Raw genomic sequence first — 26,713 nt, 5'->3', positions numbered from 1 at the left:
GTTGTTCATCCTTATGATAGGTTCATTATACTTGAACTAACAAAATGTGGTAACCGTATGTACAAAAAAACAATAAAAAAGCCCCGATATAAGCGGCAGCTCATGTCTATGTATTCACTTCGTCTCATATAAAAAGCAATCAGGAATTACATGATCAACACCTCATTCTCTATAAATTATCGATAATTATTCAATCTTACTGTTGTATTCCCCGACAGCCAAACGATTCGGTTCGATCGGTTTGCTTAGCCAATGCTCATCGGTTTGTACGTGATTCTTGCGCACGAACTTGGCAACGCTGCGTTTAAAATCGTCATAAGCGAATGAGGAAGCCAGCCGAACCACATAACCTTCCTGTTCCCCTCCGCAGTTTGACTGCTTCGTATAACATGCCTTGGCGGCTGCCTCGTCCCAAACTCCCCGGTACAAGTCAGGAACTGTTACTAGCCCCAGACGCTCCGCCCAAGCCTCCGTCTCATCCCACGACAAGCATACATTATCCTTATTCCACACCGAAAACAGCATGTAATAGTCAGGCAGCGCTCCATACGAGAGCGAATGCTTGGCATATACGTTTTCCCCGCAGAGACGATAACCTTCCGGAATTAAATACTTGATGCTACCATACAGTGTCTTCACATAATGACGGGAAGAATGATCCTTGCTGTCCAGGGACCTGGCATGGATGAAATCGGGGTACATCGTGGTGTTCTCCCCGTCCATTTTCTCGGTAATGACAACTTCCCGCCCCGTAAAATGGTCGGTATTCCGTAAAATCTTATCGTCATCCGTATAACCTCTGGACCATGGCAAATGCATCGTTTTGGGATATTTCATTTTCATCGTTGTTCACCTCCTTATTTGCCGTAGGTATCGGCTTCCGCGAAGAAATACAGCTCAGCCAGCAAATCTTCGCCTAACAAATGATAGATTTTGGATGCACCGGCATCCCCTCCATGCAAAATTTCCATATGAAAGCTCACTAGTTGAACGACGTGCTGAATAAATGCATGTTCATAACCGAGATCCTTCAATGTATGGCAGGATATGCTTGCCGATACATGCTCGTGCCCATAATAGGAATAGTACCCTCTTGCCTGCTTCCATACTTTGCAGAACGGCTTGCCCGCGTCATGGAACAGCGCAGCTAATTGCATAGCCAGCAGATGCTCGCCTTCATAGAAAGCATTTATATATTCCAGCACGGCAAACGTGTGCTCCGACAACGTCTTGGAATGATGCGGATTCTCCTGATCATATCCCAGCATCATGTTGAAATAAGGAGATTGGGACAAGTAGCCGAATAACTCATCATGACCCGGTTTGCTTGTTAGCAGCACTTCCAGTTCTTCTCTTGTAAGCTGAGTTTCGCCCTGCTCGTGAACAAGATGCAAATCACTGAATCCTTCTCCGATGACAGGAAATTCAAGATTCTTGGCATACTTCGTCATGATCTTCTCATCGAGCCGGCGTTTTCGTCGTTTAACTCTTTCCAGAGCCACTTCATAAGGGGCTGTGCAAATATGGCATTCCACCGATCTATCGCCAAATCGCTTCAGGAACTTCTGTCTCCGCTCCCGGCTGACATTGGTGGCATCAAATACGACATTTCGCCTTGACGCAAGCGCCTGTTCGATCGCGGCGAACGCTTCGTCAAATACCAGATACGTGTTTTTCTGTTTGGATTCGCTGCCGAACAATCTTTCACGGATCGAGTCCGTCGCAACGATGACGGCACGCTCGCTTTTGCATAGTTGTTTGGCATGATAGCTTTTTCCGCTGCCGGGTATCCCCACCAGCATATGAATCGTACACATGCTGTTCACCTCCTTTCATGTCTTGGTTCGCTTGGTGTCATGTTTCGCTTATCGGACTCCTTACCTCTAAATAATGTACCATCCTTGCAGCGTGTTTAAGTAAGTAGAAAATTTTTATACTCAACTTTTACATGCCTATAAAAAGGCTGATTGTTCGCAGGTAAAGAGTCTACCCGGCAATCAGCCTTCATATCAATCTACTCCGTGACTTTCCCTTTTGGAGGAGGAGCGGTTGTATCACGCTCCACCAGCTTGACGGGGATCAATGTCCGGTCCGGTGTCTGTTTCCCTCTCTCCAGCCAGTTTACAACATGTTCGGCCGCTTGGCGTCCAATCTCATAAAAATTCTGCTCAACGGTAGTCAGCGGGATCATGACATGCTCTGTGACAGGGTTATTATCAAAGCCTATGATCGATATATCCTCCGGAATGCGGATCCCTCGTTCCAAACAGCGGTTCAGCAAGTTGGCGGCGATCAGATCATTCTCCGTCTGAACAGCCGTTACCCCTTCCGCCTGATAAGAGTCGAGCAGCTCATTATAAAATTGCTCAAAGCCAACCTTCTCCCGATAATCCTTCATATTCAGCCTGATATAACGGCTATCGACGGGAAGCCCGTGGTCCTTCAGCGCTTGGCAGTATCCGAAATAGCGGTTGCGCACCGATGAGGTGGATTCAATGCTGACCGCTGTCAGAAACGCAATCTTTCGATGACCGAGCTCAATCAGCCTGGATACGGCTTGATAGGAACCGCCCAAATTGTCGGAAACCACCGCCCCTAACGGCAGGCTGTCAAAATATTTATCGATGGTCACGATCGGATAATCTTCAAGGCAAAGTCGATGCAAAATGTCATAGTTCGTCTGATCGTTCCGCGGATACAATATGATGGCCGCAATGCCCTTTCGGGTCAGCATTTCCAGTAGATCGCGTTCTTTCTGGGAATCATAATCGCTTTGGTGAATGCTCAAATAGTAGCCGTTCGCGTTGAGCCAATCCGAAGCTCCGCGAATATATCCCATCGTACCGCGGTCGTCTTCGGAAGGCAGGATAAGCGATATCATTTTTTCCGTTCCAACCGACCGCTGCTCCTGTCCACGTTGCCGGGGTTTGACAAAGCTGCCGCTTCCCTTGATGCGATAGATAAACCCGTCCCGCTCCAGTTCCTCGAGCGCTCTTCTTGTTGTAATACGGCTCACGCCAAAGGCGGAGCTCAGCTCGGCCTCCGTTGGAAGCTGGGCTTCAGGAGGATAGTGGCCTGATGAAATTTGCGATTTCAGCTCGTCCATAATCACGCGGTACAGCGGTGGTTTATTGTCTTTGGTCAACTTGGTTCTCATCCCATCTTTATCTATTTTCCAGTGTTCATCTTGTCGTACTAAAATTATAGCGTTTGCATCATTGGCATGTAAACCGCTCCTATCCTTCGTTCTTTGCGCCATTTCGGTTACTTTACATTGGAATAACGTTCATACTGCGCCCGTTTGATATCCAGGTATCTCTGGGCTCCCATTTTATCCAGGGTCTTGACGTAGTTATCCCAGTCCGTGTCCAAGCTGGCTTTCCCCGTCACAAACTTCACCCGCATCTCCTCAATGTATTTATTAATGTCGGTCAGGATCGCGCTCGTTTGATTGGCTTCGTCATCCGTGGGAACGAAATCCGGCCAAAGCTCTTTAGGCGCCAGCTGATCCAGTTCAGCCGGATCCGCCTTAATCTCGTCGGCTACCGTCGTCCCGCGCGCCGCCATCCGCAAATCGTCGTCAGGCTCAACATACGGATAATAAGCACCATACACATTATCGACATATTGGAAAGCACCCAACTGCACGCCACCCTTGTAGTTTAAAATCTCGTCCTTGTATTTCGGTTTCCCGTCAACCAAATCGTAGGTTTCGCCCTCAAGTCCAAAGGTGGCGAAGTTAATCCCTTCCTCCCCATAGAAATAATCAATCCACTTGATGGTTTCAACCGGATATTTGTTTTTGTTCGTGATGACGAATCCAAAGATTCCTTTCGCCGGCGGTCCCAGCACCCCTGCGACTTTATCCCCATTAGGCCCCTCGAGGGCATGAATGCCCACATAGTTCTCCGCCGCATCCTTACCGATATATCCCGGCCCTTCCCAAACAAACGAACCGACCAGATTGTTGGAACCGTCCGTAGACCACTTCGCATAATCGTAGCCCGTCGTGAAATTCTGCTGGGCCAGCGACCCGTCCTTATACAGATCGCTCATGTAGCGGAGCAGCTCTCTGTACTTTGGATCATTAAACGTCGTCTTGACCTGTCCGTCCGCATCCTTGTATAGATATTGGCCGAATGCCTTGGCACCGCCTTCTCCCATACCAAAGCTGCCGGCCAGGAAGCTCTCCAGGAAAGTCCAATAGGAAGACTCGAGCACCCAGCCCAGACGCGAGCTGTCCTTCTCCCGCACCTTTTTCAGCGCCTGGCGAAACTCCTCGGTCGTCTTCGGAACCTCAAGTCCCGCTTCATCGAGCCAACCCTTGTGGATATACAAACGAACGGAATTAAACGCTTTCGAGAAATCAACGTACGGCAGGGCATAAATATGTCCGTCCGACATCGTGATGGCTCCCCTGATGTCCGGATTGTCCTTCAGCAGCTTGTTCAAATTCGGCGCATGCTGCTCAATCAGGTCTTCAAGCGGAACAAACAAACCCTGTTTGCCGTATTTCATCAGCTCGTCGGTGCCAAAGGCAATGCGATAGAATGCATCCGGCAGGTCGTTGGAGCCGAGCATGACATTTTTCCTTTCGGTCACGGCGGAGCCCGCCAGCTCCTCAAATTCGACTTCAATACCGGACATTTCTTCGTATTTTTGCCACATCCATAATTGATCGGCCGGAGGATGCACATCGGTATATCCGCGCTTAACGATCCTTAACTTGATGCTGCCGGGATCTCCGTCCGTTCCGGCTGGTTCCGGCTCTGCCTTCCCTCCCGAACCGCTGCAGGCGGAAAGCGTAAGCGAGAACGTCATCGTTAAGGCAAGCAGAACCTTCATTCCTTTTCTCATTTCCGTATCCCCTCTTTCCATGAGTTATGAGTTCCAAGCGGTAATGACCGCTCCCTTTATCGGTTTTACCCTTTGATAGCTCCCACCATGATGCCTTTCTCAAAGAAACGCGACAGCAGCGGATACAGCAGGAGCAGCGGCAGCGCGGATAATACGACGATCGCATATTTCAGGCCTTCCTTGACCATCATCTGATCCGCATATTCGGCACCGACCGATATTCCGGCCATTTCCTTGAAGTCGTTCTGAACCAGTATTTCTCTTAAAATCAGCTGCAACGGAAATTTATTTCGATCCGTCAAATAAATCATGGCGTCAAAATAAGAGTTCCAGTGGCCGACCCCGTAGAACAGGATCATGACAGCAATGATCGGCATAGACAAAGGCAGGACGATTCGGTACAGCATATGAAAATCGTTGCAGCCATCGACATAGGCGCTCTCTTCAAGTTCCACCGGAATCCGGGTCTGGAAGTAGGTTCGCATGATAATCATGTTGTAGGCGCTGATCGCACCAGGGAGTACCAAGGCCCACATCGTATTCAGTAAACCAAGCTCCTTGTTTACCAAATAAAGAGGGATCAACCCACCGCCGAAAAACATGGTAAAAGCAAACAGAAGCGTAAACAGTCCCTTGCCGTAAAAGCGCTTTCTGGACAGCGGATAAGCGCCAAATACCGTCATCATAATATTGATCGCAGTCCCTATGAATGCGTAGAGGAGTGTATTGGCATACCCTCTCCAGATCTCGCTGTTCTCGAACACCTTGGCATAGCTGTCCAGGTTGAAACCTGCCGGGAACAGCAGCAGCGGCTTGTCCCATATTTGGCGCGGATCGGAAAATGAAGCAAACAAGACAAAGAGAAGCGGGTACAAAATAATGATGATCACGAGGACGGACAGCACTAAAATGATGATATCGGCCAGCTTTTCTCCAGGCGTTCGTTTGACGTTCAGCAGCACGGCTTACATTCCCTCCTTAATCCTGCACGGACGAGTCTTTACCATAGGCTGGTCTCCCCCGCCTTGCGTGCAACCGCATTGACGATGATCAGGATAATAAAATTGATTACATTGTTGAACAGGCCCACGGCCGCGGAAAAGCTGTACTGGGTGTTAAGCAGCCCGCTCTTGTACATGTAAGTGGAGATCACCTCGGAGGTTTCCAGGTTCATCGGGTTTTGCATCAACAGGATTTTCTCGAAGCCGACACTCATGATGCCGCCGGCGCTCAAAATGGACAGGATTACGATGGTCGGAACGATACCGGGAATCGTAATATGCCATATTCGCCGAAATTTGCTGGCCCCGTCCATATAAGCCGCCTCGTACAGGTCAGGCGAGATGCCCGATATGGCAGCGCTGTAGATGAGCGAAGACCAGCCAACTCCTTGCCATACACCCGACCAGACGTACAGATGCCAGAATTTCGATGGCTCTGCCAGATAATCGACCGGTTCCCTCCCCAAGGAAACAAGGATGGAGTTGAAGACGCCATTCGTCGGTGAGATGAAGAAGAACAGAATACCGACCGCGACCACAACCGAAATGAAATGTGGGGCGTAGGAGATGCTTTGGGCGAATGAGCGGAATTTACGATTTCGAATCTCGTTGAACAAAAGCGCAAGCAAGATTGGAGCGGGAATGCCAACCAGCAGTCCGTATAAACTGATCCCGATGGTATTCTTCAGAATCGTCCAAAAATAATAAGCGTCAAAAAGCCGCTCGAAGTGCTCGAACCCGACCCATGGACTGTTCCAAATGCCAAGCCCGGGCATAAAATCCTTGAACGCGATCTGGACGCCGTACATCGGCCAATAATGCCAGATCAAAAAATATAGCACCGCCGGCGAGATAATGATGTACAACCCGATATTTCGCTTAAGCTGCCTTTTTACATGCGTCCATTTGTTGGACTTTGGAGCGGGCTGTGGGGAAGCCGAGTTTAATCGGGTGTCCATGCTTTGTCATGACCTCCTTTTTCTCGATCAAATTGCGTCAGCAATATTAGCCATGTTGGGGCACTAATATCGGCTTGCTTGGTAATGCACCACCTCCTTCCCGACAACTTGTATTAACATTTTTTATACACCTGATTATTTGTTATAACACATTCTAGTTAGGTTTTATTTTCCAGTCAATATGACATCGAAAAATTGCTACTTTAGATGTATAAACCGCACATTTGTTATGACAAATTTCGACGGTACCCCATTTCCATATCATAACGGAAGAAAAAACATCGTTTCATGCTTGTTAGATGAAGAAACTTGTCTTTATGGAATACAAAAAACAGCCGCGCGATTTCACGCGGCTGTTTCTAAAATATGGACGAAGATATAGAAGCAAAGTATCGTGTTTACGAAGGACTAGAGCTTTCGCCTGCTTACAGGTGACCTGCCAGTTTGGCAAGCACTTCTGCTTGTTCACCCGTCAATACTTTGCCTGATTGTGCGCTGACTTCATGGGAAAAGGCGTTCAGCATGCCTTCCTTGGCAGAGGAGTCTCCTCTATTCTCGGCCTCTTTGGCATGGAGGAGTTTCGTTGACAGAGATTGTGCGAGTCCCGGGTGACTTGCGGCAAAATGCTCTGCAAGCGCGGACAAGCTATCATAAGTCACGGACACCTCGAAACTAAAGACCGCTTCCGTTTGATTTCCCGCCAGATCGATTGCCGTTACGGAAATATCATGGGATCCCGGCTCGAAGGAATAGGCAGGACGTTCAATCAGTGGACGAAGACATGGATTCTCAGCTAACCCGGACAAGCTATCGTCGGCGCTGCATGAGACGTATACGGAATCGGTAACCGTGTACTGTCGTTCCCCCGTGAATTCTACTACCGGAACCGTCTTGTCAATCTGCACCTTCATCGTCCCCGGAACCTCAGGCACGCCTGAGAAGTTGGTGGCGGAATAGGTGACCGTCGTAACGCCTTCCTTCGTGATTTCAAGCTGAGCCGTACTCCCTTTTACTGTGGTTTTCTCGATCGGTTGTGCCCCTTCCGCGTAATATTCGATCGAATAGGCACGGTCGGCAGAGATGGACAACGACACATCGGAATTCACCCAGCCGTTCTCGTTGGGAGAAGGCGATGGGTTTACCGTTGAGACTGGCGGCACACTGTCTTTTACCGTTACATAGAAATCGTCATAATATGCGGCTGCCACATTGTATCTGGAGGTTACCGCGATCAGTTTAGCGTAGGCTGCATTGGCCGGCGCCTTGCCTCTGAGCGTCACTTTCTGCCACTGGGCCAATCGCGATTCATCCAAATGGGTTTCCAAGGTGGAGATGGTCGCGTTATTGCTATCAAAGAATCGGAACATAAAGCCCGGCTGACCGGATTCAATATAAAGATTCATGCCCGCCGTATATTCCTCTCCCGGGATAACGGGAATCGGATCACTCTGAACGGCAACGGATGCCGTTCTCAGCGTGTCCGTAATCTTCAGGCTGTTCGTTCCTGTGAAACTGCGTTCTGTACTGAGATCATAGCGGTAACCGTTACCGGGAGCGAATAGCGGGCTCCATCCCTTTAAAGCCTCTTCGAAGCCCGGATTGGTAACAGGAACAGCCGTATGCGGCGGTTCTTCCACGACTTCTCCGTCAACTTCCATCCGATACAGAATCGTGTTGGTTTGCATATCTGTGAAATACAGGTTCCCGTCAGCATGCAAATCGAATCTGGAGGTATCGGCCAATGTCCGATGTTCCAGCGTTTCAGGGTCTATGACCGTCAATTTGTTGTTAAACAGCACATAGAGCAACCCATCCTCAGACCAACGCAGCGGGTGATGCGCCCATTGGCTGAAGTTTAAGCTTGGATACACCTTTTTGCTTTTTACTAATTCATAGGTATCGGGATCAATTGCAAAAATGTATTCATAGGATGCCCCCCAGATCAAACCGTCCGGACCTGCGGAAAGATCGCCGATGAATATCGGTTTATCCAATCCGGGAACCCTGAGCGGGAATTCGGTGATTTTTTGCTGCTTCTCCTCATCCCATACAAAGATTTTCGCTTCCGCCTCGGTCGGCTCGGAGCCGAGTCCGCCCCGAATCGTCGTGGAGCCGAACACCTTGCCATCATAAACCGTGGTGCTGAGCACGCTCTGATTCTGGACGACATTGCGGTGAACGTTTATTTCACCGGTAGCGGTGTCATATACGGTCAGGGAGCCGCCCAAGGTTCCGTAACCGGAAATCGTTGAAATGTACAATTTGCCTTTTGAACTGGAGATATCCACCAGCCTCTCCTGATCATTGCCCAGCACGGCCAATCTCTTCGGATTGTTCATTCCAGGTTCTGTCGATAAATCGAACTCGTACAGTCCGCCCTCCGGATACACGCCCATATACACCTTATTGCCCACGGCATGAACACTATCGGCTTGACCGATGCTGAACGGCGTCGCCGTTTTATCCGTCAGATCAACGAGCGAAGAACGCGCCTGCGAGCCAGTGGTGATCAACTCTGTATCGGATACGCTTTTCAATCGGTTTACAACGCCGGGCAGACCCGGAATGACCGGCGGCATCAGGTGTACCTGTTTGGTGTCGATGTTCATGATCGTAACACCGCCGTCATATCGGACGGTAACCAGATTTTTGCCCGGGTATTCCGGATTGTTCGGAAATTCCACCCAATCTACTCCCCGAAATCCGCTGTTGTACTCCATTCCGGTCAACTCGACCTCATGCGTGGCAAGATCAAACGTTTTCAGCTTCTTGTCGGACATATAATACAGTTTTCCGTCAAGCGAGTCCGTTGCGTGCAGTCCCGTTACGTTCTCCAGCACAACATCCAGCCAGCTTTCCGTCTGCGTATCGTAGATAAACGCCTCTCCAGGAATGCCGCTTCCGTCCGTATATCTGGCAAACAAATAACGGTTATCAATCGTGCTCAAGTCATATACGGTGTCTTCCTTAACCGGCAAGGAAGCAACGATATTCGTTTTCTCACCTGTCGTTAAATTCACGCGTACGATCTGCTTATGTGCGGTACCCGCATAGATATTGCCGCCCTGGTAAGCAATGGAGCGCACATATTCCTGATCAAGCAATCCGATGACGCGGCCATAATCTTTTGTCTGCTTTGTAGCCGGGTCGTACTGGTACACTTTGCCGCCGGGATAGGTTCCGACATACACACGGCCCTGTTCATCCGTAGTGATGCTGTTCGGGACCGACTGTCCGTCAAACTGCGCCACCTGCACAGGGACATGAGTAACCGGAGAGTAACTCCACAGCCTTGCTCCGCCGCCGTCAGCCGCAAGGAACAATGTTCCGTCCGGTGCCGTGGTATGTGCCCAGGAGCTTTCGGAAGGTCCGATCGGAATGCTCCGCAGCAGTTTATAATCCTCCAGATCAATGACGTTAAGATGACCCGGCTTCCCTTTACTGGTCGCGTAAAGCACGTTGCGGCCCTCTTCCTTGCCGGTGGTACCGTTGAACACGGCCACCGTATAGTTGTTAGGGACCAGAATTTCTTCCGGTGTCCCATACGTTTTTTGAGCCAGCCTGCTCTCCCCGGAAGCAGCTGCGACACCACCGCCTCCCGAGCATGCCAATATAAAACAAATTGCAAACATCAAGACTTGGTACTTGCCACCCTTTCTAATTCTCATAAATAACCTCCTTAGATTCAATCGTTGTCTTCCCGAAAGATCGCTCCACATGCAGACGGATATCGAACGGGCGTTCAGTCTCTGTTTTTATATACGGAGCCTCCTTTTTTGATGGATTGATAAGCCCCTTGTAAGTAGAAAATAGAACATGGACGGGGGCCATCTGGCCCGTATATTAGGCAAATACCAAGATGGTGTCAATCGATATTTATCATGCTTCATTACATTTGTCCTGTTAGGGGTCCATGTGGATTTTGCAAAAGAAGTAGAATAATCGCAAAGTCTTCATCGCATTTTCAAGCTTTAAACCCAATAGGAAAATATCAAAACGCAGCGGGTTAACGACAAAGAAAGCCGCAATTTAAGCGGCCCGGCGTAAAGTAAAGATTGGTATCACTCGCGGCATCATTCCCACTTTAGGGAGCTCTTTATGAATTTCCTCAATTTGCGTGCATAATGAATTTCCTGAATAACTTGATTGCTTCATATAAAATACTGCGAGGGGATAAAAAAATAAAAGACTGCCTCTCAGCAGTCCGACTTGGTACTTTTGAAGATTACTTAGGTACGGCAGCAACTCTTTCTTTCCTTGTTCGTCCGCCACGATTTGTGATAAATACACCGGATAAAATGAGAATCAAGCAGATAATCAGGCTCCATCCAATCGGTTCATCCAGCAGTGTATATCCCCAGATCATCGCCGTTGCAGGAACAAGATAGGTGACGGATGTGGCGAACTCGGGGCTCCCTTTCTTAATACCTTCTTTCTATATTAGGGGCATCCTTACAAGTTAACATCTCATCAGGGAAGTTGTACAAAGCGATTCTAAACGGAGCTCTTGCATGCAGCTTCTCTTGGAATGATTCATTCATAGTACTTAAGCCAAGCATTCATGTAGGCTTGCACGCCTGGCGGTACTGCCTTGGTGAAACCCCGTACTGTTTGCGAAACTGATCGGCAAAATGATTGTAACTGTTAAACCCGACATCCTGCGCGGCTTCGTTCGCCGTGCGGCCGGAATGGGTCATCAGTAAGGCGGCATGGCGAACCCTCATTTGATTCAGATGCTCCAAGATAGTGTACCCCGTTTCTTGCTTGAACAAATGGGCGAGCCTGGACCCCGATATTCCGATCTCTCGCGATATGGCGTCAATTCGAATATCTTCTTTTAACGAACGGGACAACAGACCGAGGGTCTGCTCGACTCTGGGATCGAGTCTTTTGTGCGTGCGCTGTGCAAGCAGAAGCAAAATCTCACGCAGGGCGTTCTGACACAGTGCCTCCCACAGCTCTAACCGGTCGAGCGAATCTTGCAGCACATTCCGAAATGCTAGCTCGACACGTCTTCGGACATGTTCATCGGGCAGGGCTTCAACCAGGAACTCCTCGTTTCGCAGCAGCCTGTTTTCAGGAAGCCCGGGATAATGGATCCACAGGAAGTTCCAGCGTTTCCCCTGCACAGTCCCGTATTCGTGAGCGATGTTGGCTTGCAGCAGGCCGAGCTCCCCGGGCCCACAGCGTTTCTCCCCGGCAGGCGTCCGGAAATAGCCCTCTCCATGCAGCGTGTAGACAAGCAGCCAATCCTGCATCCCGTGAGGACGACGCAGCCGATAAGCATCGTCTTGATCGAAATGGTCGCCGAATATGGTGCCGGTACTTTCTAAGGATATGCATTCCTGTCCGTCAGGCGTTCGCACAAACCTCTCCTCCTCTGTACCTCGAATAGCAGAATCCCGGTAATTATAAGCAGATATCATACTTCCTCTCAAGTTAAGCAGACCTTATTCTATTGTCAACAGGAAAAAACAATAATCTTACGGGAGGAATTCGTATGCGAGAGAAGTTAAAGGTATTGACGGAAGAGCAGCTGCAGAAGTTCGAAACAGAGGGGTATTTAATTGTAAAAGGGCTCTTCCGCCAAGAAGAGCTGTCGGAAATCGAAGCGACGTTTGAGGAGATCAGCCAAACGACCGTTCCCGGCCACTTTGAACCGGTGTTGGATGATGAAACTGCCGAACCGCTGAAGCGTTATCCCCGTGTGATGCATCCGCACCGCTTTAATGCAACCGCGAAGAAATACATGCTGCACAAGCCTGTCATGGAGGTGCTGGCCGATTTATATGGCGAACCGGCGCTTGCGGCTCAGAGCATGTTCTATTACAAACCTCCGGGTTCCCGCGGTCAAGCACTGCACCAGGACAACTTCTACCTGCAGGTCGAGCCTGGCAACTGTATCGCGGCATGGGCTGCAATCGATGCGGCTGATGAACAGAACGGCGGTTTACTGGTCGTTCCAAAAACAAGTGATTATGCCCTGGTGTGCCCGGAAGAAGCTGATTCAAACGAGTCGTTTACTACTCATTTCGTGAAGCCGCCCAAGGATAGACAGGTCCTCCCCGCGATCATGGACAAAGGCGATGTGCTGTTCTTTAACGGCAACCTGATCCACGGCTCCTACCGCAACAAATCCAATCGGTTCCGCCGCGCCTTCATCTGCCACTACGCCAACGCTTCGGCTACCAAGATCGGTGCATTCTATCGGCCGCTGTTCCGGGAAGACGGGACGGAGATCAATCTGGACATCAATCCGAATGGAGGTCCGTGCGGCGTCGAATTTGAAACGCCTTATCCCCATTGATTTCATTGACCAGCGCACATCATGATGGCGCTGGTCGCGCGTTTATAATCCTAGTCTTCCCACACATTTTGCAGCGGAAGACCGAGCTCCGTTCTGGCCGCATCCACAACCATCTGAATAAAAGCGGTTTTCTCCCTTGTGTATGCTTCCATGGAGTTTGCGTTCCGGGCAGCCTTCCTTTTTATTTCACCATACTGCTCGACAAGCTCCGGATGGCTGCGCAAATAATCTCGCAATAAAATTTCATTTCTCGTATGGAATAATTCGTCATGCTTCATAAGGTGGACATTGTGTGTCCACCTTCCTTCCGTATGCTTGGCGAATAAATATCTTCCTTGCATTCCGGTTTGAATATGCGAATAGCTTACGGGATCGAACCGTGATTCGTAATAGGCGATCGGCTGCAGCTGCGTTACGCCGACAAAGATATCGATCACCGGCTTGGATGCCTGCCCGGGAATCGCGGTACTCCCCACATGCTCAATTGCTGCCGCTTCGGTACCAAGGCTCGATATCAGCGCTTCTTTTTCGGCTTGAAAAGCCTCAGGCCAGCTTTGATCATACACTACAATGGTGATGGCATTCTCCATCACGCTCACCTCACTCTGATTTTATTAACCCAATTGGTTTATGAAAATGTGTAATGGCTCTTAGATGTACCCAAGAAGGATAATAGGCATTCGAAAGCATCTTGAGCCGGGGACTTTGCATCATCATTTCCTGTTGCAGGATATGAATCAGCTCATCGTTATCGTAACGGTATGCAACAAAACCACGGATAAACGTTTCAAGCGCCTCGACCGGTTCTTCCAAGTTAAAGGACAGATCCGCAAAATGATCATTAAGCGGTTCGAACAAAACATAGAGCAGCTTGTCCTTTCCTCCGAAATGGTAGGATACAAGCGCTAATGCGACACCTGCTTCGTCACAAATTTGCCTGACGATGGTGCCTTCAAACCCTACATGTATTTGCTATTCCAATTATCCGATAATAATCCTAAATTTTGAACGTTCGTTTTGAACAATTGTTCAAGCAGCTGCAAATTCATTGTACTCCTTGTTTTTTACATGCCAAATCCGTATGCAGCTCATACTATCTCGTTCTTCTAGCCTTTATCCATAGAGTGATTCGCCTGGTTCTTCCGATCATTTTAGGGAGCATTATCAATGCGACGATACAAGAAATGATCAAATACACGGTCTGGACTCCCCTCTCTTCCGACAGCATCTGCTCAACACTCGTACCGATCAGCAGGACAGACTGCTTCGTATCGTCCCCCGGTAAGTTGAAGGCTTCCAGCTGGCCTTTGTTAGCCCGGCCAATTACCGTCACCCAATCTCCGGGGGAGACAGCATAATAACCGTAAGCCGTGCCTTTGGGGCTTTCCATCAACAGCGGACGCGATGAATTTCCTTGGTAAATCAGGGATAATTGTTTTGGTTCAACCGTCGCGAAATTCAGCGGAAGCCAGTCCTTGTAGAACCTGAACCGTTCCGCCTGAACCGTTACTCCGTTTAACTCTGAACCTCCCCATAATCGGTGGCTTCCGTTATCATCCAGCTTGTATTCGCAACCACCTTTGCCGCATTCCCAGCGGAACGACTCTTTCTGAAGCAGAGCGTAACGATCCTGAAGCTTGCCTTCATCCGTGTATACCGCTTCTCCTCCTGCCTGACCTTCGAGCCGTACATAGCCTGTCGTTTCGGATGTCAATTGATGGACCGGCTGAGCTTTGAATATAATGGCCGTGAGCCGGGCGGAATCCCAATACATTAGAAATGATCCGAGCAGGATGATCCATCCGACCGATTCCACAATCCGAAACCAGAACCGATCGAAGCGGGTGTCTTCGGATCGTTTGCGGTGTTTTCTCGCATTCCGCTTATATGTATGTATACCTGTTCTACTGGGTTTATTTTTACGTTGCTTGACCACGGGTTTATCTCCTCTCCCTGTTAACAATGTCAGAGATGACAATGTATCATATACGACTGCAAGGTACGTGGGGTTTCAGTCGGCATCAATCTTGATAGGATGTGAGATATCCACTCGGCTACCTTGTTTGTGTTGTGCATATATTGTGTTGACACCGTGTATACAAATTGAATACAATAGATGTATTATGTTAAGGAGGCTTTACGCCAATGGATACCAATCTGCACATCCGTCTATCCAAAGACCTCAAGGAGAGCTTTCAAGAGATTGCAAAGGACAATAACACAGACCCTTCTTCTCTTGTTCGTGATTGGATCGGCAATTATGTAGCTGAGCATCGAGGAACAGATGAAGATACAGCTGCTGAGTTATACTTGGCTGGTTACCAATTACAGCAAGCATTTGGAGGAAGAGAACATGTCAGCAAGGAATTCGCGAAACAATTGCAGGAGCATTCCTTGACGAACCAGAAGGAGTTCACACAATTAATCTTGACTACCTATATGGATCTGAATCTAACAATTCCTTCGTGTTTATCCAAGACCTATAAAGGTTACGCTTATTCTCAAATGTTTTTGTTGGGCTTGATCGGTGATAAACCTAAGGATTTGGCATAGGAGACAATAAACTTCCTGTAATGCAGCCTGAGCGATTTCATAACATGACAGCGCATCATGAAAAGCCAGCCTGGAAAGGCTGGCTTTTCTCCTGTTACAGCTTACTCCATACGTCTTAAGATACCCGCAAATTCATCTCCATCCATCTCACAATACCTTGAATTTTAACTGATCCACAATCATCCAAGTCCCGGAGCGTTTGATGCCTTTAATCGTATGTGTGCCTTCCTTAAGCCCGTTCAGACGATAGACACTTTGGATTGTCTGGCGGCTGTCATGGTGAGCATTTATCGTCTTCATAAATTTGCCGTCCACGTACAGGTCAATCTTTCCTTGATCCGGTCCTTTCGGTGTCAGCAGCTCCACTCCCGTGCCTTGGAACGTATACTCAAAATAATCGCCATTTTGCCCAGTAGCATGCACGTCATTCAGGTAGTCGCCACGGAATTGGAACTCAAACACATTCGTTCCGGTTGGCGCTTTCGCCAGGTAAGATTTCTTAATCCTTACTTTATCTCCTGATACGCTATAATCTTTGCCTTCCTTCAAGACAGTGGAGCCGTGACGGATCGCAAGCAGATTGGTGTCGTCAATGTGAAGGCTGATCTCGATATCCTTCTGTTTGCCGCCACTCTTGTTAAAGACGGCCGAATCCGGCCCGATCAAATCGGCAACCCGATATTTTAAACGGTCGAGCAGCATGTAGTAGCCGGATTTTTTAACCACTTTCACCGTATGCTCTCCGTCCGGCAGGCCTGCAATATGATAAACGCTCTGCTGGACCCTCTTCTCTGCAGCATATGTGCTTATCGTCTGTTGGAATTCACCGTCAACATAGATATCCATATCGCCTTGAGCGTTATCTTTCTCAGTGATAATCTCGATGCCGGTTCCCTTAAACTTGAATTCATAATAATCGCCGTTCTTCTCGGTAAAATGTACGTCGTCCTTGTAATCGCCCAACCCCCGGTTTCTATTGTGCTGCCATGCGCCCACATACTTCACAGCAGGATCGTCATCGTTAACGGTCGCATAGCGTCCTCTGGATGTATCGATGACAACCACAGAAAGCTCCTGCGGCTTGCCCGAGCTAAATCCTAGTTCAAGCTTCGCTGTCCCCAGCGGCAGTTGTTCAAGAAACGGCGTCAGGATGGTAACCTCATTTCCGGAGACTATATAATCTGTACCCGCCTCCAGTTCCGAAGATTCATGAATGATACTAGCCAATTGATTGCCGTTAAGTTCCATCGTGGTTGTAACGACATTCTGTGCATCAGCATTCTTATCGAAGCTGCCCAGGTTAGGCATTATGGTGCTGTTCGGCGGTGTTGTATCCCGTATTTCAATAACCAAGGTTTGCGGTGCACCCCCACTGAAGGAGAACTTCAGATAGGATTGACCAACCGGCTGTGCTGCAAGATAGGTTTTGCTCAACACGATTTGATTGTCTTTTACCGAATAGTCCGTGCCTGAGTCCAGATCGTTGCCTCGCTGGGATACACCGGTAAGCGTGTTTCCGTTCCAAACCACTTCGACCGCGATATCCTGCTGGGTTGCCTCATTTTTATCGAACGACACTTCCATCATGTCCAGCAGACTGTTTTGGGCCGCGCTATCCTCCACAGTCAATGCAAGTGTTTGCGAAGCTTCTCCGCTGAATGAGAACAGAAGCTCGGACATGCCGATTGGTTGTGCTTCCAAATAAGACTTTTTCAAAAGCACCTGTTGATCGGATACCGTATATTCCTTGTCTTTTACAAGCTCTATTTGACCATTCGTGATCCTACTCAACGTATATCCGTATGTGTCAGCCGTGACGGATATGTCACCCTGAGCTGAACCCGCCTTATCGTAACGAACGGCAGACGGCGTAATCAGATCGGGCACCAGAATACGGATTTGGTCCAGCAGCATGAACGTGCCGGATTTTTTTACCGCTTTAACCGTGTGCGTCCCGTTCTCCAGGCCGGACAGATGGTAAACCGTTTGCTGGGCTAACCGACCGGCATTCGAAGTATCCACCGTTTGAACAAAAGTTTCGTCTACGTAGATATCCATTTCGCCTTGTGAAGGATCCAGTTCCGTTACAAGCTCAACGCCCGTGCCCTGGAACGTATATTCGAACTGTTCTCCATCCTTCTCGGCAAAATGAACGTCGTCGCGGTAATCCCCTAGCCCCCGATTATAGCTGCGGTTCCAGGCTCCCGTATACTTAATGTTGGGATCGTCATCGTTGAGCGAAATAACGCCGCCTGACGAAGTATCTCTTACCGCTATGGTTATACGTTGTGCCTTACCGTTCGTAAACGTGAAACCGAGTTCGGACATTCCCACAGGCAGAGAAGCCAAATACGCCTTCTTCAGCAGCATTTGATTGCCTGAAACCGTATAGTCCGTACCAGACTCGAGCATTGTGTTGCCGTTCGTGACGGCACTCAGCGTATTCCCGTTCCACGCAATGGCCAGATGGGAATCGGTCCGATTCGAAGCTAACCGTTCATTTCGGTCGAAGCTGATAACAGGTGGATATACCCTGCTATCCTGTACAGTCGTATCCTGGATCGTAAGTACGAGCTGCTGCGCTGCGCCAGCGGGGAACGTGAATGTCAGATTAGTTGTACCTACCGGAAGCTTCGCTAAATATGCTTTATGGATGCTGACGCTGTTACCGTTCACAGTATAGTCTGTAAGAGGCACCAGATCATGGCCGCCGTTGGATATTCGACTAATCTCATGGTTGTCGTTCCAATCAACGGTTACTTCTACATCCTTTTGTTCAGATGCCATCTTATCGAAGCTTGCCATTGACGGATAGATTGTACTTCCATTCACTTTGGCGTCAACCACGTCAATCACGAGATTTTGCATATCCGCCGCCAATTCCAAACCGCGGTTACGTGACCAATTCCCGCTGTATCTCATGCCGGTATCATCATCATTCACAGCAACCCAGCCATCTTGCGCCGAAACGCGGAACAAGCGGGAGCCATGCGAAGGCAATTCGACACGATATCCATCCTGAAAAATGCCGAGCTCAGTGTGGCTCCACAGGTCGCGTACGGATGCAGCGCCTTCTAAACCAATGGCCTTCCAGTCAACGGCAATCTCAGCGCTCTTGTCTCCAAGGTTGAACAGTCCAACGGTATAACTGCCGTCGCCGTTGTTGGCGTACCATACCTGCTGGTTGGATTCCGTGGATATGGGATGCGCCGGACGGCCAGCCTGATTGACAGCTATCACTTCTTCGTTGGTTAACAGCTCAATGCCATAATCGTCCAGCTTCGTCATATCATCTCCAATGTAGAGCGGTGCGGAGGATATCGCCCAAAAGGTCATTGCCGATTGGCGTTCATCCTTTGTCAACCCATCCATTTCGCCATTGCCCACATTCAAGGAATCGAAATCGTTCCAGCCTTCGGGTCCGGCATGCCGCCACCACTGCTCCGCTTTCGGAAACAGACGGGCTATGCTGGGCCAGGTCGTAAGCGCTTCCGATCCGCAATAGCATTCGATATCCCAATCCACGCGCCAGCCGTCGGCATACTCTTTCCAATAGTCTACGTAATTGATATCCAATGCCCAAGATAATTCGAGCCAAATATTGTGGCGTTTGAGTGCTTGCGACCAAGCTTTTACATCGTCGCGGGCATCCATCGACAAGTCGGATATACCGGAGCCCGGCGTTACACTGTCAAACTTAATAAAATTGACTCCCCATTCGCCGAGTTGATCCGCTATGGAGTCGATATATTTTTGCGCGCAGGGATTCGAGAAATCGATCTTGTATCCGAGCCCCCAATAATCCGACTTTTGCAGTGGTTGAGCCGCAATCTCCTGCATTCGGCAGGTCGTGCCGTAAATCTGAAGATTATCCTCATACGCTTGCGGGGATAGTCCCGGAATAAGATACAGTCCAAACTTCTGGCCGTTGGCATGGACATAATCGATCACGTCCTGAAGTCCGTCCGGATATAGCGTCGTACTCGGAACGGGTCTGCCGTACTCATCCATGCTGCCGTTCCATCCCGCGTCAACATTAATGTAATTGTATCCATACGGCTGCAGCTTCTCATGCATCGCATCCGACTGCGCTTTAATATGATCGGCCGTGATCCAACTGCCGGTATGGTACACTTGCAGGCTGTAACTGCTCCACCCCATATAAGGCTTGCTTGCAAGGTCGTTACCCGCCGCATGTACGAGGGACGTTTGGAGTGGAACAAAATGAGTCTGAGCTGCCACTAGCAGGACAGCCAGCAGCATCAAGACCAGACTTTTCTTTTTCTTCATCACATCTTCTCCTTTTCGCGTATAATAGGCCTCGCTTTCCGAATTCATTAGCAGCATTCACCATTCATTCGGACTAAAGCTGATTAGTTATTACTTAAGTAATCGCCTCCTCCTTTCATCATTGCCGCTGATGTTTGTTAGCGCTTTCCCATTTGATCATAGAAGATCGATGGACTTCCAGATAGGTGCACTTCAAGAAATACCATCCCGATTTCCTCCACATGGAAGGTACCTTTTCCGGGTCACCGTCCTTTTTCCCCGAATTGATTGCAATATAAAAAACCGTCTATAACTAGACGGCTGCCATTCAACGGGTTCGTTATCCTGCACCTATCCCTAAAATAGTTTCAGACGGAATCCGAGTGCTTTTTGGTTTTTTTGGACCGGATTTTCTGCAACCCATGCATGCAGAACAACAGCAGCGGGAATATAAATCCGATCGTAATTGTATAGGGTATCCAAGTCTTTGTATCCCATTCTACCTTGAATGGAACATTCGGATATATGAAGACGGAAACCGCAGCCAAAATCCAGCCTAACGGCACGACCAGCGGCTGATAATTTTTGATATTAAATATCTGGCTCACGCCGATCGCAATGGCGTAAAAGTACAAAGAGATTCGGAAAAATAAAGTGATAAACCACATCACCGCCATGACTGCTTCAATACGCTGAAGAAAATTACCGATATTGATTTTTTTGGCCAGCATATAACTTGGGTACATATTTCGTGCAGTCATGTCCGGACCCAAGACCAAAATCGCTAAACCAATAATCGCAAAAAGCACCCCCGCTCCGATTAGGCTTCCGATATATACGGCTTTGTATGCCTCCGCCGGGCGGTTCACGGCCCCCGGGTAGATGATCATCAACACGATGTGCGGCAAAAACGCAGTACTAACGAAAGAGATTGCGGCAGGGAAGATAGGCTTGGCACCCGATTCGAAAATGGGAAGTGCATTCTCCCATTTAATCTCCGACAATAATAAAATGCTCATGGACAGAAACAGAAGAAGAAACCATGGAAACAGTATCTCCGCAGATCTGGCCAGCACTTCGAGCCCCAAACGCACCCCCAGGACAACAAGGGCCCCGTAGAGGAAAATGATCGCCTGAATCGGGGTTTCGGGCAGCATTTGGATGGTCATGAAGTCGCTAATTTCGTGTAACACCCAAGCGGGGCCACTTAGGAGTAATGTAGTTAATAACAGAAAGTTTACCGTTTTGCCGATCCATTTCCCTAAAAGCTTCTCGGACAATTGCATCAAATTCGTTTCCGGATACTTTTTGGACAATTGCAGCTGCAGCGCCAAGATAATGAATCCGAGACCGATCCCGACCAAAGCGGCAATCCATGCATCTTGCTTAGCAATGTTAGCCGTACCCGAAGGAACGATAAGGATAGCGCTTCCGATCGTATACATGGCGGTTAAAATGCTGACCTGGCGCAATGAAATTTTGACTACGGGCATCTTGTCCGCTCCTTTTCTTATTGGATCAAACCGATGGCCGAGAGCCAATCACTGAGCGGCTTGAATACGATCGTTAACAAAACCAGAGGGGTTGGAATATCGTTCATGATGGTTTGGGCCACGCTAATTCCAATGCCCATGATCATGAATACAGTAAACCCCCAGATTTCCCTGTATTCTTTTTCCCGGAGCATCCTCGGCAGCTCCAGCCAGGTTAGGATGGTGGCTGAAACGGCAATAATCGCGATATTCAACATCAATTCTCCTCATTCCTTTAGATCATTTAGAAAAGAATCATTGGTTGTCCCAGTTCGCCGGATTTTGTAATCCACTCGAATATGGGTCTCGAGGTTCGGAAAATATCGGTCGTTCCACTCGTCCTTCATTTCTTTCCATGCCTTCGGATGCGAACGCCGAAGTGCCTCCCCGAAGCCGAATATGTCAACTTTATACTCCGTTTGCACTTTGTTGATAACAGACTCCAAGCTTTGGGTTATTTTTTCTTCCATGTCGGCTTCGAGATCCCTCACGGTCGCAGGTTGCGACAGATCCAAGCCGCTGCACTCCACAGAGCCAATGTTTCCCTCCATACGAATCTTGATATCCATTTCGGGTCGGGCTTGAACGATTCTTCCCTTCAACTTGGCATCGGTCCTTAGCGTCTCCAAGATAACCTTCCCGTCATTCCGGCAGGGAACAAAAGCTACAGAGCTTTTCACGTGCCCCCTTATGAGTCGATAACCTCTGCTGTCCTTCTCGTTTAACCAGCCAATCAGTTTGTCAAATTTGAAAACGGCAAGCCCCGAATATTTCAATTGGCTTGGTGTTTCAATATTTTCTACGTTTTTCTTCGTTTTTCCGAGATCCCGATTCCCTGTGATCACGAGTCCTGTGAGCACGGGGTGTATTCCGCTGCTGGTGATGTCGTTTATTATTTGATCCAGCGTTACAGCCATGCTGGGTGACCATACCTTTTCTGAGATTTGCAAGGAATCGTAGAGTTTATTCGCAGGGACCGTTTCCATAGACGTCATGATTTTCAAGGTTTCCTCCGCCGTTGCCCCTTTGGTAATGACCAGGTAGAAATCGGGTCTGAATTCGTGATCTCTAGACAATAGGTCAAGAACTTTGCCTATCCCTTCCCTTCCCATCGCCTCATCCATCAGAAACATCCGTAAATGGGAAAAATAAATTTTTCGCGGGCTGATCTGGGTGATCCTACGCGCCGCTTCAAATATGGTATCTCCTTCAGCTGTAAACAGTGTAGCCGGCGCTTGGGGACTTCCGCTTCGTTTGGCGGTAAGCTGCCCGGGAATGGCGACTTGGACCGATAAACGGTAGCGGCCGTCCACCCAATCAACCCCTGCGGCTACCGCTATGGCCAGTTCGTTCAATTCTCTCCGGTTCCAGCAACCGCTTAAAAGAAGAGTGATGACGATATGTAGAAGAATCAACGCCACTATCCGTTTCATCCATTTCACTCGCTTTCCCGCTGGTCTGCATTTACTCCCGCGATTTTTGGGGAGGTGTGCTTGTTCTGCGCTTTTCGTTGTTCTGATTGATCAGTCGGGGACGGTTCATCAGCATCCAATGGGGCAGCCGCAATATCGTATCTTTTTGCCCATCCGGAATTAACGGTGCGAAAGGCGACATATACGGGATTCCGAACGAGCGGAGACTGCACAAATGCAGAATAAGAGCGATGATCCCGACAAGGATGCCGAACAGGCCAAAGGATCCGGCAAGCGCCATTAACGGAAACCGGAGCATCCGAAAAGCAATGGACATATTAAACGATGGAACGACAAAGCTGGAAATGGCCGTTATGGCAACCACGATGACCATGGCGGGAGAAATGATCCCCGCTTCGACGGCGGCTTGCCCAATGACCAATGTTCCTACGATGGAAATAGCGTATCCGATATTTTTGGGAAGCCGCACGCCTGCTTCCCGCAGAATCTCGAAGGTAACCTCCATGAGGACGGCCTCGACAAAAGCGGGAAACGGGATTTGCTCACGTTGTCCAGCCAGCCCGAACAGGAGCCGGGTCGGTAGCATTTCGTGATGAAAGGTGGTTATGGCGATATAGAGGGAAGGTCCAAGCAACGAAACGAATATGCTCAGGTAGCGCAGCATCCGCAGGAATGAACTGATATCCGCGCGCTGATAGTAATCTTCCGCAGCATGCAAGAAAGAAACAAATAGGGCCGGAACGATCAGAACAAATGGGGTGCCATCCACGATGATTGCAATCTTGCCTTCCAGCAGCTCGGCAGCAACCACATCGGGACGTTCGGTATTGTACACTGTGGGAAATGGAGTCAGGGTCTTATCCTGGACCAGTTCCTCGATATATCCGCTCTCCAAAATGCTGTCTACATCGATTCGTCCAAGCCGGGTTCGGACTTCCTCGACGATTTTTTCGTTTGCAATGCCATCGATGTACATCATGGCGACATCCGTTTGCGTAACTCGACCGATTTGCTTTGTTTCCATCCACAGATGGGGATCCTTGATCTTTCGACGAATCAAGGCCGTATTCGTTCGCAGCGACTCCGTAAAGGATTCGCGCGGACCGCGGACGACATTTTCCGCCGACGTTTCCATGACCCCGCGGTCCTTCCATCCCCGTGTACCTGCCGCGATGCCTCGATCCAATCCATCTACCAGAAAAATGGTGTCTCCCGACAATAAGGAATGGAACAACTTTTTATAATCATAAATGGAGTGAATCTCATGATTGATAAATGAAATGTTTTCTAATATCTTTTGCCCATCGAAAGGCTTCGGATGTTCCGTATCTTCCCTCACCAGGGATTTAGCAGTATCAGCTACGACCATCATGATGGATTCCGAAATGATCTTTTGATCAGCCAAGCCGTCCGTATAGAGGATAGCGATATAGTGTATCTCCTCTTCATCCAGCGGAATTTCCCTGATCACGATATCGGTACTGTTACCGAGGGCTGCTCTGATATGCTTTAGATTGCTTTTTATGTCCGGGCTTAAAGCATCGGGATCTGATGTCGATGTATTAGCCGGTGAGGTATCTTTAGCGTTGTTTTTGATGGAATGGCCGGTTCTTCTTCGATACCGCATAGGAACATCCTTTCTCTCACAGATGCTATTCCCACATTATTACCGAAGAAAACAAGCTGTAAACTTACATTGGATCGCTTTCATAACAAATACAAATATCCCCCATAGTCACAATGTAGAGTTCACTGGGATCATGATCTCTTTCTGCCATGAGGGGACAATCGTATATCTTTAAAATTTAACTATTTCATTTCTTTAGCAGCTCTATAGCCTGACGATCCTTAATCGGAATCCAGTATTGTTTGACCCCTATCGTAAGCGGTTGCGGGTACTCAAGCGCGTCCTCCCCAAAATTATAGGTCGTATTGTCTTCTATGGTATCGTTTTTAACCGACGTCAGGAGTCCGCTGTGACTGCTGCTTTCTGGCGATAACCTGTTATGTTTCTCCCCCGAGGCATCGGTGAAGCTGTCCTCCAGCCACATCCCGAAGCTTTCTGCTGCTTGAGCTTCTTCGAGAATGCGCTGAAAATATACTTCTCCTGCGCCAGCTTCCTGATCGGACGGGAGCATTCGCAGACGCTCGTCCGGTGCATCGATGATTTGTTTCTTCTTCAGATCAACGACGATGTTCATCTCGTCCTTTTTCACGGCCGCGATGCCAAACGTCTTGAATGAGGTCGTATCCAATTGATCCAGCTGGCTGTTCTTGTAAACCAGCGTAACTTTGGTGTCATCCTTTGAGATCGATTGAGGATAATATAACTTCTCGGTATGCTCCCCGCTTTTTCCGATTAGAACCGGATTAAGCAATTTAAAAATCTGTTTCTCATTGGCTTGGTCATATTCCAAATCCACATAGGTGTTCAGAGGCGTAAACAGCAACTGGCGAACGTTAATCCGCTGTCCGTCTACCTTCAATGTACGATCCGGGTAATAAGCTCGTTCATTGTCTTCAAACATATTGGGTTCGAGTTCCAGAGAGAAATCCATGCTGGTTAAGTACTTCTTACTGCTAGAGTTCAAGGCTCGATCCGATGTATCGGATAAGGTAATATGAATGCTTGCCTTATTCGTGTAAGGATCCGTTGGCAAAAGATTCGTGGAATAAGCATAATAGGAGTTCTGCCCTGGGGGAATCTGTCCGCTCCCGCTCATATTGGCTATCATGGCTCCAACTGACGGGGTTTCGTAACCTCCATAATCAAGCGTGAAATCCCGTACGATGATCTCTTTGTCACTTTGATTAAGCACATTAAAGAGAACAAAGGACTTCCGGCCGTCGGATACAGATCCCAGAATCTCGACGCGATATCCTTTTTCCTCCATGGCCTGGTTAATTGGTTGTATGAGACCTCGTTCAAGCGCGCTCCTCAGCGAGGCATCCTTAATCCGTTCAGCCGGGAACGATTCCAGATTATGGACGCTGCCGATACTGGACGTCAGGACAAGACGGTCCTGTTTCCCCGTAAATGGAGATCCGTTCACCGTGAGCATGAGGAGAGCTGCGGCAGTCATTGCTGCCATGGCTCCCAATCCGTAAGAATACATGCGCCGTATTTCGCGTTTCCTCCCCCGTTCCATTCCCCCCCGCACTGCAGTAGAAAGCTTTGACTCCGGGAGGGAATTGGCTTTCTCATTCAATATGGTTGAATCTTTCATAAGTACGCGCTGTTCTTTGTCCAGCATGGTATTATCGCCTCCCTATCCTTACACGTAGTTCCGAAGCTGCTTCAGCCCTTCACGCAGCCAGGTTTTAATCGTGCCTTCCGGTTTTTTGAGCACTTTTGCAATTTCTGCCGTGGTCATATCCTGGTAATACTTCAGCATCACGACGTGCTGATAATTTGTCTTCATCCGATCCAGTGCCTGCTCAAGATCGATCCGATCATTGCTTTGCATTTCCTGCGCAGCCTCTTCCCTCAATGCCTCGACCGGAAAAACGCGTTTTTTACGCCGGAGCTCGTCCATGCAGCAGTTGATCGTGATACGGATCAGCCAAGGGGAAAACGCCTGTTCATTCTTCAGCTTTTTGCGCTTCATCCAAGCTTTGCAGGACGCTTCCTGCACGATTTCCAGCGCATCGGCCTCGTTTCTCATATAACTGAATGCTATGGAGTATAATTTCCGTTGTTCGCTTGACAAATGGTTGAAAAAAGTTTCTTCTTCCATCTCCTTCGAATCCGAGACCTTGACTTCCTTCATCGTATTCTCCACCCCACCGTCCCCCTTTCTTA

At 48.8% G+C, this 26,713-nt stretch carries 22 protein-coding genes; 3 read left to right on the top strand and 19 right to left on the bottom strand.

Going from position 1 to position 26,713, the window contains the following annotated elements:
* Nucleotides 1–186: 186 nt before the first annotated feature.
* The 10 genes from OHJ21_RS06165 to OHJ21_RS06120 all read right to left on the bottom strand — a co-directional run bounded on the left by OHJ21_RS06165 (nucleotide 187) and on the right by OHJ21_RS06120 (nucleotide 12,183).
* Nucleotides 187–843: an RNA ligase family protein gene (locus tag OHJ21_RS06165; protein WP_486019540.1), complete on the bottom strand. Its 657-nt coding sequence runs from the start codon at nucleotides 841–843 to the stop codon at nucleotides 187–189.
* A 14-nt stretch (nucleotides 844–857) separates the two neighbouring features.
* Entirely contained in the window at nucleotides 858–1,817 is a 960-nt protein-coding gene (locus OHJ21_RS06160) for an AAA family ATPase (RefSeq protein WP_486019539.1), read from the bottom strand.
* A 197-nt stretch (nucleotides 1,818–2,014) separates the two neighbouring features.
* Nucleotides 2,015–3,157 (bottom strand): GntR family transcriptional regulator, encoded by a 1,143-nt coding sequence (locus OHJ21_RS06155; protein ID WP_243390649.1) that lies wholly within the window; start codon nucleotides 3,155–3,157, stop codon nucleotides 2,015–2,017.
* A gap of 107 nt (nucleotides 3,158–3,264) precedes the next feature.
* A complete protein-coding gene (locus tag OHJ21_RS06150; protein WP_486019538.1) occupies nucleotides 3,265–4,857 on the bottom strand; it encodes an ABC transporter substrate-binding protein in 1,593 nt (530 codons plus the stop codon).
* A gap of 65 nt (nucleotides 4,858–4,922) precedes the next feature.
* Nucleotides 4,923–5,819 carry a carbohydrate ABC transporter permease gene (locus tag OHJ21_RS06145; RefSeq protein WP_100536813.1) on the bottom strand — a complete coding sequence of 299 codons (897 nt, stop codon included), beginning with the start codon at nucleotides 5,817–5,819 and terminating at the stop codon, nucleotides 4,923–4,925.
* Nucleotides 5,820–5,857: 38 nt separating this feature from the next.
* Nucleotides 5,858–6,817, bottom strand: a complete 960-nt coding sequence (locus OHJ21_RS06140; protein ID WP_127590308.1) for an ABC transporter permease — start codon at nucleotides 6,815–6,817, stop codon at nucleotides 5,858–5,860.
* A gap of 425 nt (nucleotides 6,818–7,242) precedes the next feature.
* A complete protein-coding gene (locus tag OHJ21_RS06135; protein WP_486019537.1) occupies nucleotides 7,243–10,485 on the bottom strand; it encodes an NHL repeat-containing protein in 3,243 nt (1,080 codons plus the stop codon).
* 361 nt (nucleotides 10,486–10,846) lie between these two features.
* The gene (locus OHJ21_RS06130; protein WP_486019536.1) at nucleotides 10,847–11,107 is read right to left on the bottom strand and encodes a hypothetical protein; all 261 of its coding nucleotides are present in this window, start codon (nucleotides 11,105–11,107) and stop codon (nucleotides 10,847–10,849) included.
* Nucleotides 11,043–11,243, bottom strand: a complete 201-nt coding sequence (locus tag OHJ21_RS06125; RefSeq protein ID WP_243390853.1) for a DMT family transporter — start codon at nucleotides 11,241–11,243, stop codon at nucleotides 11,043–11,045. Before OHJ21_RS06125 ends, OHJ21_RS06130 begins: the two co-directional genes overlap by 65 nt.
* 133 nt (nucleotides 11,244–11,376) lie before the next feature.
* Nucleotides 11,377–12,183 carry a helix-turn-helix domain-containing protein gene (locus tag OHJ21_RS06120; protein WP_486019535.1) on the bottom strand — a complete coding sequence of 269 codons (807 nt, stop codon included), beginning with the start codon at nucleotides 12,181–12,183 and terminating at the stop codon, nucleotides 11,377–11,379.
* 134 nt (nucleotides 12,184–12,317) lie between these two features.
* On the opposite strand from OHJ21_RS06120, the gene OHJ21_RS06115 reads away from it, so the two are divergent.
* Nucleotides 12,318–13,124, top strand: a complete 807-nt coding sequence (locus OHJ21_RS06115) for a phytanoyl-CoA dioxygenase family protein (protein ID WP_100536809.1) — start codon at nucleotides 12,318–12,320, stop codon at nucleotides 13,122–13,124.
* A gap of 50 nt (nucleotides 13,125–13,174) precedes the next feature.
* Here OHJ21_RS06115 and OHJ21_RS06110 read toward each other — a convergent pair whose 3' ends face one another.
* Entirely contained in the window at nucleotides 13,175–13,714 is a 540-nt protein-coding gene (locus OHJ21_RS06110; protein WP_486019534.1) for a GrpB family protein, read from the bottom strand.
* A 142-nt stretch (nucleotides 13,715–13,856) separates the two neighbouring features.
* Between OHJ21_RS06110 and OHJ21_RS06105 the strand changes: the two genes are divergently transcribed.
* Nucleotides 13,857–14,033: a hypothetical protein gene (locus OHJ21_RS06105; RefSeq protein WP_486019533.1), complete on the top strand. Its 177-nt coding sequence runs from the start codon at nucleotides 13,857–13,859 to the stop codon at nucleotides 14,031–14,033.
* 184 nt (nucleotides 14,034–14,217) lie between these two features.
* Here OHJ21_RS06105 and OHJ21_RS06100 read toward each other — a convergent pair whose 3' ends face one another.
* Nucleotides 14,218–15,060: a hypothetical protein gene (locus tag OHJ21_RS06100; protein ID WP_486019532.1), complete on the bottom strand. Its 843-nt coding sequence runs from the start codon at nucleotides 15,058–15,060 to the stop codon at nucleotides 14,218–14,220.
* Nucleotides 15,061–15,269: 209 nt separating this feature from the next.
* Here OHJ21_RS06100 and OHJ21_RS06095 point away from each other — a divergent pair, with 209 nt between their 5' ends.
* Nucleotides 15,270–15,677: a hypothetical protein gene (locus OHJ21_RS06095; protein WP_486019531.1), complete on the top strand. Its 408-nt coding sequence runs from the start codon at nucleotides 15,270–15,272 to the stop codon at nucleotides 15,675–15,677.
* 147 nt (nucleotides 15,678–15,824) lie between these two features.
* On the opposite strand, the gene OHJ21_RS06090 is transcribed toward OHJ21_RS06095, so the two are convergent.
* The 7 genes from OHJ21_RS06090 to OHJ21_RS06060 all read right to left on the bottom strand — a co-directional run bounded on the left by OHJ21_RS06090 (nucleotide 15,825) and on the right by OHJ21_RS06060 (nucleotide 26,693).
* A complete protein-coding gene (locus tag OHJ21_RS06090; protein ID WP_486019530.1) occupies nucleotides 15,825–19,967 on the bottom strand; it encodes a X2-like carbohydrate binding domain-containing protein in 4,143 nt (1,380 codons plus the stop codon).
* A gap of 347 nt (nucleotides 19,968–20,314) precedes the next feature.
* Nucleotides 20,315–21,439 carry a GerAB/ArcD/ProY family transporter gene (locus OHJ21_RS06085; RefSeq protein ID WP_326115238.1) on the bottom strand — a complete coding sequence of 375 codons (1,125 nt, stop codon included), beginning with the start codon at nucleotides 21,437–21,439 and terminating at the stop codon, nucleotides 20,315–20,317.
* A gap of 17 nt (nucleotides 21,440–21,456) precedes the next feature.
* Nucleotides 21,457–21,696: a hypothetical protein gene (locus OHJ21_RS06080; RefSeq protein WP_100536803.1), complete on the bottom strand. Its 240-nt coding sequence runs from the start codon at nucleotides 21,694–21,696 to the stop codon at nucleotides 21,457–21,459.
* Between the two features lie 9 nt (nucleotides 21,697–21,705).
* Nucleotides 21,706–22,911 carry a Ger(x)C family spore germination protein gene (locus OHJ21_RS06075; RefSeq protein ID WP_486019529.1) on the bottom strand — a complete coding sequence of 402 codons (1,206 nt, stop codon included), beginning with the start codon at nucleotides 22,909–22,911 and terminating at the stop codon, nucleotides 21,706–21,708.
* Nucleotides 22,912–22,942: 31 nt separating this feature from the next.
* Nucleotides 22,943–24,538, bottom strand: coding sequence for a spore germination protein (locus OHJ21_RS06070; RefSeq protein ID WP_394056320.1), 1,596 nt, complete (start codon nucleotides 24,536–24,538; stop codon nucleotides 22,943–22,945).
* A gap of 187 nt (nucleotides 24,539–24,725) precedes the next feature.
* Complete coding sequence (locus OHJ21_RS06065; protein WP_486019528.1) at nucleotides 24,726–26,165, bottom strand: hypothetical protein; 1,440 nt, start codon at nucleotides 26,163–26,165, stop codon at nucleotides 24,726–24,728.
* Nucleotides 26,166–26,186: 21 nt separating this feature from the next.
* Nucleotides 26,187–26,693 carry a sigma-70 family RNA polymerase sigma factor gene (locus OHJ21_RS06060; protein WP_486019527.1) on the bottom strand — a complete coding sequence of 169 codons (507 nt, stop codon included), beginning with the start codon at nucleotides 26,691–26,693 and terminating at the stop codon, nucleotides 26,187–26,189.
* Nucleotides 26,694–26,713: the final 20 nt, after the last annotated feature.

It is taken from the genome of Virgibacillus sp. LDC1 (assembly GCF_025792345.1).
Lineage (GTDB): Bacteria > Bacillota > Bacilli > Paenibacillales > Paenibacillaceae > Paenibacillus_AQ > Paenibacillus_AQ lautus.
Note: the sequence above shows the minus strand (reverse complement) of the source record. Positions and strands in the feature narration are given on the sequence as shown.

Coding starts and splice junctions, on each gene's coding strand:
- OHJ21_RS06165 (WP_486019540.1), bottom strand. CDS start 843: ATGAAAATGAAATATCCCAAAACGATGCATTTGCCATGGTCCAGAGGT.
- OHJ21_RS06150 (WP_486019538.1), bottom strand. CDS start 4,857: ATGAGAAAAGGAATGAAGGTTCTGCTTGCCTTAACGATGACGTTCTCG.
- OHJ21_RS06065 (WP_486019528.1), bottom strand. CDS start 26,165: ATGCTGGACAAAGAACAGCGCGTACTTATGAAAGATTCAACCATATTG.
- OHJ21_RS06090 (WP_486019530.1), bottom strand. CDS start 19,967: ATGAAGAAAAAGAAAAGTCTGGTCTTGATGCTGCTGGCTGTCCTGCTA.
- OHJ21_RS06160 (WP_486019539.1), bottom strand. CDS start 1,817: ATGTGTACGATTCATATGCTGGTGGGGATACCCGGCAGCGGAAAAAGC.
- OHJ21_RS06135 (WP_486019537.1), bottom strand. CDS start 10,485: ATGAGAATTAGAAAGGGTGGCAAGTACCAAGTCTTGATGTTTGCAATT.
- OHJ21_RS06095 (WP_486019531.1), top strand. CDS start 15,270: ATGGATACCAATCTGCACATCCGTCTATCCAAAGACCTCAAGGAGAGC.
- OHJ21_RS06140 (WP_127590308.1), bottom strand. CDS start 6,817: ATGGACACCCGATTAAACTCGGCTTCCCCACAGCCCGCTCCAAAGTCC.
- OHJ21_RS06110 (WP_486019534.1), bottom strand. CDS start 13,714: ATGGAGAATGCCATCACCATTGTAGTGTATGATCAAAGCTGGCCTGAG.
- OHJ21_RS06085 (WP_326115238.1), bottom strand. CDS start 21,439: ATGCCCGTAGTCAAAATTTCATTGCGCCAGGTCAGCATTTTAACCGCC.
- OHJ21_RS06105 (WP_486019533.1), top strand. CDS start 13,857: ATGAATCAGCTCATCGTTATCGTAACGGTATGCAACAAAACCACGGAT.
- OHJ21_RS06075 (WP_486019529.1), bottom strand. CDS start 22,911: ATGAAACGGATAGTGGCGTTGATTCTTCTACATATCGTCATCACTCTT.
- OHJ21_RS06155 (WP_243390649.1), bottom strand. CDS start 3,157: ATGAGAACCAAGTTGACCAAAGACAATAAACCACCGCTGTACCGCGTG.
- OHJ21_RS06115 (WP_100536809.1), top strand. CDS start 12,318: ATGCGAGAGAAGTTAAAGGTATTGACGGAAGAGCAGCTGCAGAAGTTC.
- OHJ21_RS06070 (WP_394056320.1), bottom strand. CDS start 24,538: ATGCGGTATCGAAGAAGAACCGGCCATTCCATCAAAAACAACGCTAAA.
- OHJ21_RS06080 (WP_100536803.1), bottom strand. CDS start 21,696: ATGTTGAATATCGCGATTATTGCCGTTTCAGCCACCATCCTAACCTGG.